The sequence below is a fragment of the Phaeovulum sp. genome (assembly GCF_041596715.1).
In the GTDB taxonomy this organism is placed as follows: domain Bacteria; phylum Pseudomonadota; class Alphaproteobacteria; order Rhodobacterales; family Rhodobacteraceae; genus UBA6213.
Genome location: NZ_JBFHIA010000169.1, coordinates 1 through 6,999, shown reverse-complemented (window position 1 = coordinate 6,999; position 6,999 = coordinate 1). Strand labels below are relative to the sequence as shown.

Sequence of the window (6,999 nt, the reverse complement as noted above, 5' to 3'; positions counted from 1 at the left end):
TGGGCAGCCGCGAATCTCGATCTACGGCGCGGGGGGCGTGGTGCTGGCGCATGTGTTCTTCAACCTGCCGCTGGCCACGCGCTTGCTGCTGCACGGCTGGCAAGCCATTCCCTCCGAGAGGATGCGGCTGGCACAATCGCTGGGCTTTTCGCCAAATGCGACCCTGCGCCACCTAGAAGTGCCGATGTTGCGCGCCACGCTGCCGGGTGCGTGGCTTGCGATATTCCTCGTGTGCCTCTCGTCTTTCGCGGTTGCGCTGACGCTTGGTGGAGGCCCTGCGGCCACGACCGTCGAGCTTGCGATCTATCAGGCGTTTCGCTTTGATTTCGATCTGGCCCGCGCTGCAAGCCTTGGTCTTGTGCAGGTGGCGCTTTGCATTGCGGCATTCGCCGTCAGCGCACGCGTTGCGCTGCCAGAGGGGTTTGGTGCGGGGCTTGACCGGCGCGCGGTGCTGGCGCCGCCACCCGGTTGGGTGCTGCGCGCGCAGGATGGCGTGGTCATGGCGCTGGCGGCCGGCTTTCTGATCGTGCCAATGGCGGCGGTGTTGCTGCGCGGTCTGCCGGCGCTTTCAGACCTTCCAGCGCCGGTCTGGGCGGCTGCGGGGCGTTCGTTGGCGGTGGCGCTGGCTGCTACGGCGCTGACGCTATTGCTTGCCTTGCCGCTGGCGCTTGCCGCAGCGCGCCAACGCCGTTTTGAATGGGTCGGAACACTGCCGCTGGTCGCCTCGCCGCTGGTGCTGGGCACTGGTCTTTTCTTGCTTCTACGGGGCTTCGCGTCCCCTGCCACGCTGGCGCTGCCGGTCACAGTGGCGGTCAACGCAGCACTGGCATTGCCTTTTGCGCTGCGAACGCTTTTGCCTGCCGCGCGCACGTTGCAGGCAGACTATGATCGTCTGGCGGCTTCGCTTGGGCTAAGCGGTATAGCGCGGCTGCGCCTGCTGACGCTACCGCGCCTTGCGCGGCCATTGGGCTTTGCTGCCGGGCTTTCGGCAGCCTTGTCGATGGGTGATCTGGGGGTAATCGCGTTGTTTGCAGACCCTACGCAGGCGACATTGCCCTTGCAGCTTTACGCGCTTATGGGGGCCTACCGTATGGCCGATGCCGCCGCCGCGGCAAGTTTGCTGATGGCGCTGTCCTTCACGCTCTTCTGGGCCTTCGACCGATTGGGAAGCCATGCTGACGCTTGAAAACCTTGTCCTGACGCAGGATGCGTTTCGTTTGGAAGCGAACCTTGCGGTGCCAGCGGGCGCGCGCGTGGCCGTGATCGGCCCTTCTGGGGCGGGCAAATCCACGTTGCTTGCCGCCATTGCCGGGTTCTTCGCGCCTGCCTCGGGGCGGGTTCTCTGGCGCGGGCAAGACCTTGTGCCGCTGCCGCCCGGCGCGCGGCCGCTTTCGATTCTGTTTCAGGATCAGAACCTGTTTCCGCACCTGACTGTCGCGCAGAATCTTGGCTTGGGGATCTCTGCCGACCTGCGGTTAAGCAAGGCAGACCATTTGGCGATCGAGCGCGCGGTCGCCCGCACCGGGTTGGAGGGCTTGACGGCGCGCCGACCCGGCCAGCTTTCGGGCGGGCAGCAAAGCCGGGTGGCGCTGGCACGCGCGCTGCTGCGCGCGCGCCCCCTGCTGCTGCTCGACGAGCCTTTCGCGGCACTTGGCCCGGCCCTGAAGGCCGAAATGCTGGCGCTGGTGGCCGAGATTGCGGGCGAGCAGGGGACGACCGTGCTGATGGTCAGCCACGATCCCGCCGATGCCCGCGCCTTTGCGCCCGAAACGATATTGGTGGCCGAGGGGCACGCCCTGCCACCGCAGCCCACGGCAGAACTGTTGGCAAATCCGCCACCTGCACTGGCGCGGTATCTGGGCAAATGAAAAGGGCGCCGCGAAGGGCGCCCTTTTGCTTGGCAGAGTTCTCTGAAGTCCGGGGCGAGCCCCGGCGCAACGTGTCAGGCAGACTTTTTGCCCTTGTGCGGCGCCCAGAGCTGCTTGTTCGAATAGTAGAGCGTGACCGACAGCAGCGACAGCAGCAGGATGGCGATCAGGCCAGCCTTCTTGCGCGCCATCATCTTGGGTTCGGCAGTCCACATCAAGAAGGCCGAGATGTCTTCGGCAACCTGATGCGCGCTGGCCGGAGTGCCGTCGGCATATTCGACAACATCGTCGAAGATCATTTGCGGCATCGCGAACCAAGTACCCGGAACGGTCGAGACGCCGTTCTCGTCCTTGCACTCGTCCGGCACGGCACCCGAGGTGAAGGTGACGTTGTAGTAACCGTCAAAGTCGGCAGGCGCGCAGGCCGGCGCTTCTTCGTAGCCGACCAGGATCGAGTAGATGTACTCGGCACCGCCCATGCCCTTCAGAAGCTGGTTGATGCCCAGCCCATAGGGGCCGTGGAACCCGGCGCGACCTTTGGCGATCACGCTGAGGTCGGGCCCCATGCCGTCACCCGTCACCGTCGGGAACATGTCGGCTGCGATGCGCGGACGCTCTTCGCCGGTGTCCTCGTCGATGATGGTCAGATCGGCGGCATAGGCGCGCACCTGATCTTCCGGCAGTGACGGCCCGCCCACTTCGGAAAGTGAACGGATCGGCACGAATTGCATGCCGTGGCAAGCCGAGCAGACCTCGTTGTACACTTGGAAACCACGCTGAAGTTGCGCTTGGTCATAGGTGCCGAACGGGCCTTCAAAGCTGAAGTCAACGTCCTCAACGTGCCCGCCCTCGCTGGCGAAGGCCGCGCCGGTGCCAAGGGCCAGCGACGCGATGGCAGAGATAAACAGATTTCTCATGATATCGGTCCTTTTCCTTACTCGGCCGGGTGCGATTTGACGCCGTAGTGGGCGTTGAAATCTTCCTCGATCGTTGCCACTGGGGTCAGCGGCTTTTCGATCAACCCCAGAATCGGCAGGATTACGAGGAAGTAGGCGAACCAGTAGGTGGTCGCGATCAGCGAAATGTAGGCGTAGATGCCCGTCGTCAGCTGCGCGCCTGACCAGGTCAGAACCACGAAGTCGAGCACCAAGAGCCAGAACCACCACTTGAACATCGGGCGGTAACGGCCCGAGCGCACTTTCGAGGTGTCAAGCCACGGCGCCAGCGCCAGCACGATGAGCGAACCGAACATCGCGATCACGCCGAAGAACTTCGCGTTGATCACACCGAACGTCACCCAGTCTACCAGCATCACCACCCAGACGTCGGGGGTAAAGGTCCGCAGGATCGCGTAGAACGGCAAGAAGTACCATTCGGGGACGATATGCGCAGGCGTAACCATCGGGTCGCCCGGAATGTAGTTGTCAGGGTGCCCAAGGAAGTTCGGCATGAAGCCGACGACCGCAAAGAAGGCCACCAGAATCACTGCCAGTGCAAAGAGGTCCTTGATCACGAAGTAGGGCCAGAAGGGCAGGGTGTCCTTGTCGGCTTCGGCCTTCGAGGTGCGGCGAACTTCAACACCGGTGGGGTTGCCGTTGCCGGTGGAGTGGAAGGCCCAGATGTGAATGGCGACCAGCGCCACAAGGATCATCGGCACCAGATAGTGCAGGCTGAAGAAGCGGTTGAGCGTTGCGTTGTCAACCGACGGCCCGCCCAGCAACCAGGTCTGGATCGCGTCACCCACCCACGGAATCGCACCGAACAGGCCGGTGATAACCGTAGCGGCCCAGAACGACATCTGGCCCCAGGGCAGAACGTAGCCAAGGAAGGCCGATGCCATCATCGCCACGTAGATCAGCATGCCGAGAATCCAGGTGATTTCGCGCGGGGCTTTGTAGCTGCCGTAGTAGAGGCCGCGGAAGATGTGGATATAAACGGCAAAGAAGAACAACGAGCCGCCATTGGCGTGCACATAGCGCAGCATGTGGCCGCCGTTCACGTCGCGCATGATATGCTCGACCGAGGCGAAGGCCAGGTCGATGTGCGGCGTATAGTGCATCGCCAGGATGATCCCGGTGACAAGCTGCGAAACCAAGCAGAAAGCCAGAACGATACCCCAGATCCACCACCAGTTCAGGTTCTTCGGGGTGGGAATCATCATCGTGTCATAAGCAAGCGCCACGATCGGAAGGCGCTTGTGAAGCCATTTTTCGATACCCGTCTTGGGCTCGTAGTGATTGTGTGGAATGCCGGACATAAGTCTGTTCTCCCTCAGCCCAAGAGGATGGTGGTTGCATCGCTGAAGCGAGCCACCGGAATGTCGAGGTTACGCGGCGCGGGGCCTTTGCGGATCCGCCCTGCGGTGTCGTAGTGCGAACCGTGGCAGGGGCAGAACCAGCCGCCAAAGTCGCCAGCTCCGTTGCCAACCGGAACGCAACCGAGGTGGGTGCAAACACCGATCATGACCAGCCACTCGCCCGCTTCATCAAGCGCGCGGTTCTCGTCCGAGGCGTCAGCGCCCGGCTTGTTGGCGTTTTGTGCAAGATTGTCGATCGTCAGCTCTTCCAGCTTCGTCGCACGGGCGGCCTCGATTTCGGCGGGCGCACGGCGACGCACGAAAACCGGTTTGCCGCGCCATTTCACGGTAAGCTGAGTGCCAACCGCAACACCGCTGATATCGACATAAATCGACGAAAGGGCCTGCACATCGGCCGAGGGGTTCATCTGGTTGATAAGCGGCCAGACCGCGACGCCAGTGGTAACGAGACCAACACCCCCAGCCGCGTAATGAATGAAATCTCTGCGAGTGCCGGTTACTTCTGCTTGGGACACGAGTTCTTCTCCCTTCCCGGGCCTATGATAAGGCCAATAAGACTGGTCGGGCCGCGAAGTCGCAGCCTGCCCCGGGCTTGTAGCAATCACGACTCTGTCAGTCCAGCGGACAATAACGCGCAGCAGATGCGTTTTTTATTGCGTGACGCTCGTGCAAGGCGACCGAAAAAGATGATGAAAACGCTCGGATTTGTGACTTAGTCGGGCGCAAGCATGTAGCCGGAGCCGCGCACGGTTTGCAGAAAGCGCGGTTCGCGCGGATCTGCTTCGATCTTGCGCCGTAGGCGGGTTATCTGCACATCTACTGCCCGATCTTGTGCCGCGCCGGGTTCTGTTCCGCGGTCGCGACCCAGTGCTTCTACCAGCTCGGTGCGGGTGACAACGGCCCCAGCGCGCCCGGCAAAAATGCGCATCAAGGCCGCCTCTGTGGCAGTCAGTCGCACCGGCGTATCGCCGCGCCATATCTCTCCACGCTCAATTTCATAGCGCAGCGGCCCCAAAGTCAGCTGTTTTGGGCCCGGCGCAGTCAGATCTGGGGCGCGGCGCAAGATCGCGGCGATTCGAAGCAGCAGCTCCTTTGGCTCGAACGGCTTGGCAAGGTAATCGTCTGCACCTGCCTCAAGCCCCTCGATCCGGTCGCGGGTTTCACTACGCGCGGTCAGCAACAAGATTGGCGTTGTCAGCCGCTGGCGCAGATCGCGGGTCAGGCTGATGCCATCTTCGCCCGGCATCATTACATCGAGCACGATCAGACTGAACTCAAGCCCCGCAAGCAGCCTGCGGGCATGTGCGCTGTCACGCGCGGTGGACACGAAATAGCCGTTCCTCGAAAGAAACTTCTGCATCAGCCCACGGATGCGCTCGTCATCATCGACGATCAGGATATGCGGCTGCACCTGCATCATGCACCGTCTCGCAGCATCAGATACTGGCGGCGCATCTCGGGGTCCATCATCGCCTCGAGAACCTGACGAAAGCCAGCCACCGCTTGCGGCCCGGCGGTCCGGTAGGCGGCGCGCATCCGCACCCGCTGTGCCTCGCTCAATTCGCGTTCCAGCGCCGCGCCCTTTTCGGTCAGATACAGGTGGCGCTCGCGCTTGTCGCGGCGGCCGACTCGGCTTTCGACCAGCCCATCGTCGATCAGGGTGCGCAGCACGCGGTTCAAACTTTGTTTGGTTACGCCCAGCACGGCAAGCAAGGTGTTCACGGTCAGCCCGGACTGGCGGTGAATGAAGTGCAGCGCGCGATGGTGGGCGCGGCCATATTCAAGCTTTTCCAGAATCCGATCCGGGTCTGCGGTAAAGCCCCGATAGGCAAAGAACATCGCCTCGATGCCTTTGCGTAACTGCTCGTCAGTCAGAAACAGCAGAGCTTCTCCACCTGCCGCGTTTGTCCCGATGTCCGCCATGCCGCCCCTCATTTCTTCGCTGATTTTATGTCAGCCTTGTTGACTTTCCAAGAATCAATTGCTACCGAAACTTGGATTTCGCGCAATATTATGTCCATCACGGACCTTTCTTGCGCAACATTCGCAAACAATACGCACTTCGGAAGGAATTATCATGGCCGGTGCTTATGACGATCGTGACGGCAAGATCTGGATGGACGGCAAACTGCTGGAGTGGCGCGACGCCAAGGTGCACGTGCTGACCCACGCACTACACTACGCCTCGAGCGTGTTCGAGGGCGAGCGCTGCTACAACGGCCGCATCTTCAAATCGGTCGAACATTCCGAGCGGTTGCTTCGCTCGGCGCAGCTGATGGACATGACCATCCCCTATAGCGTCGCTGAAATCGAAGCCGCAAAAACCGCAACACTTGCCGCCAACGGGCTGACAGATGCCTATGTGCGCCCCGTGGCTTGGCGCGGTTCGGGCGAGGACATGGGCGTTGCGGCCAAACGTAACCCGGTGCATCTGGCCATCGCGGTCTGGACTTGGGGTGCCTATTACGGCGACGCCAAGATGAAGGGTGCCAAACTCGACATCTCGAAATGGAAACGCCCGAGCCCCGAGACGATTCCATCGGCAGCCAAGGCCGCCGGCCTCTATATGATCTGCACCATGTCAAAGCACACTGCCGAGGCAAAAGGCTGTTCGGATGCGATGATGTTCGATTATCGCGGCTACGTTGCCGAAGCGACCGGGGCCAACATCTTCTTTGTGAAAGACGGTGAGGTGCACACCCCTTACCCAGATGCAATTCTGAACGGCATCACGCGCCAGACCGTCATCGGGATGCTGCGCGCCAAGGGCATCACGGTGAACGAACGCTTCATTCGGCCCGAAGAGCTTGAAGG

Annotated in this window: 8 protein-coding genes; 3 read left to right on the top strand and 5 right to left on the bottom strand. The window is 61.8% G+C overall.

Annotation, left to right across the window (positions count from 1 at the left end; genetic code table 11):
- Together ABY403_RS11660 and ABY403_RS11655 are read left to right on the top strand one after the other, a co-directional pair.
- The coding region (locus ABY403_RS11660) for a thiamine/thiamine pyrophosphate ABC transporter permease ThiP (RefSeq protein WP_372840986.1) at positions 1 to 1,186 on the top strand (1,186 nt) is incomplete at its 5' end.
- Entirely contained in the window at positions 1,173 to 1,868 is a 696-nt protein-coding gene (locus ABY403_RS11655; RefSeq protein ID WP_372840985.1) for an ATP-binding cassette domain-containing protein, read from the top strand. The genes ABY403_RS11660 and ABY403_RS11655, both read left to right, overlap by 14 nt.
- 74 nt (positions 1,869 to 1,942) lie before the next feature.
- Here the strand turns inward: ABY403_RS11655 and ABY403_RS11650 are convergent, their stop codons facing one another.
- The 5 genes from ABY403_RS11650 to ABY403_RS11630 all read right to left on the bottom strand — a co-directional run bounded on the left by ABY403_RS11650 (position 1,943) and on the right by ABY403_RS11630 (position 6,108).
- Positions 1,943 to 2,785, bottom strand: coding sequence for a cytochrome c1 (locus ABY403_RS11650; protein ID WP_372840984.1), 843 nt, complete (start codon positions 2,783 to 2,785; stop codon positions 1,943 to 1,945).
- A gap of 17 nt (positions 2,786 to 2,802) precedes the next feature.
- On the bottom strand, positions 2,803 to 4,125 hold the full coding sequence (petB, locus tag ABY403_RS11645) for a cytochrome b (RefSeq protein WP_372840983.1): 1,323 nt from the start codon (positions 4,123 to 4,125) through the stop codon (positions 2,803 to 2,805).
- Between the two features lie 14 nt (positions 4,126 to 4,139).
- Positions 4,140 to 4,700: a ubiquinol-cytochrome c reductase iron-sulfur subunit gene (gene petA, locus ABY403_RS11640; RefSeq protein WP_372840982.1), complete on the bottom strand. Its 561-nt coding sequence runs from the start codon at positions 4,698 to 4,700 to the stop codon at positions 4,140 to 4,142.
- Positions 4,701 to 4,897: 197 nt separating this feature from the next.
- Entirely contained in the window at positions 4,898 to 5,605 is a 708-nt protein-coding gene (locus ABY403_RS11635; protein ID WP_372840981.1) for a response regulator, read from the bottom strand.
- Positions 5,602 to 6,108, bottom strand: coding sequence for a MarR family winged helix-turn-helix transcriptional regulator (locus ABY403_RS11630; RefSeq protein WP_372840980.1), 507 nt, complete (start codon positions 6,106 to 6,108; stop codon positions 5,602 to 5,604). The genes ABY403_RS11635 and ABY403_RS11630 overlap by 4 nt, the downstream gene beginning before the upstream one ends.
- Before the next feature lie 154 nt (positions 6,109 to 6,262).
- Here ABY403_RS11630 and ABY403_RS11625 point away from each other — a divergent pair.
- The coding region (locus ABY403_RS11625; protein WP_372840979.1) for a branched-chain amino acid aminotransferase at positions 6,263 to 6,999 on the top strand (737 nt) is incomplete at its 3' end.

Coding starts and splice junctions, on each gene's coding strand:
- ABY403_RS11635 (WP_372840981.1), bottom strand. CDS start 5,605: ATGATGCAGGTGCAGCCGCATATCCTGATCGTCGATGATGACGAGCGC.
- ABY403_RS11655 (WP_372840985.1), top strand. CDS start 1,173: ATGCTGACGCTTGAAAACCTTGTCCTGACGCAGGATGCGTTTCGTTTG.
- ABY403_RS11650 (WP_372840984.1), bottom strand. CDS start 2,785: ATGAGAAATCTGTTTATCTCTGCCATCGCGTCGCTGGCCCTTGGCACC.
- petB (WP_372840983.1), bottom strand. CDS start 4,125: ATGTCCGGCATTCCACACAATCACTACGAGCCCAAGACGGGTATCGAA.
- ABY403_RS11630 (WP_372840980.1), bottom strand. CDS start 6,108: ATGGCGGACATCGGGACAAACGCGGCAGGTGGAGAAGCTCTGCTGTTT.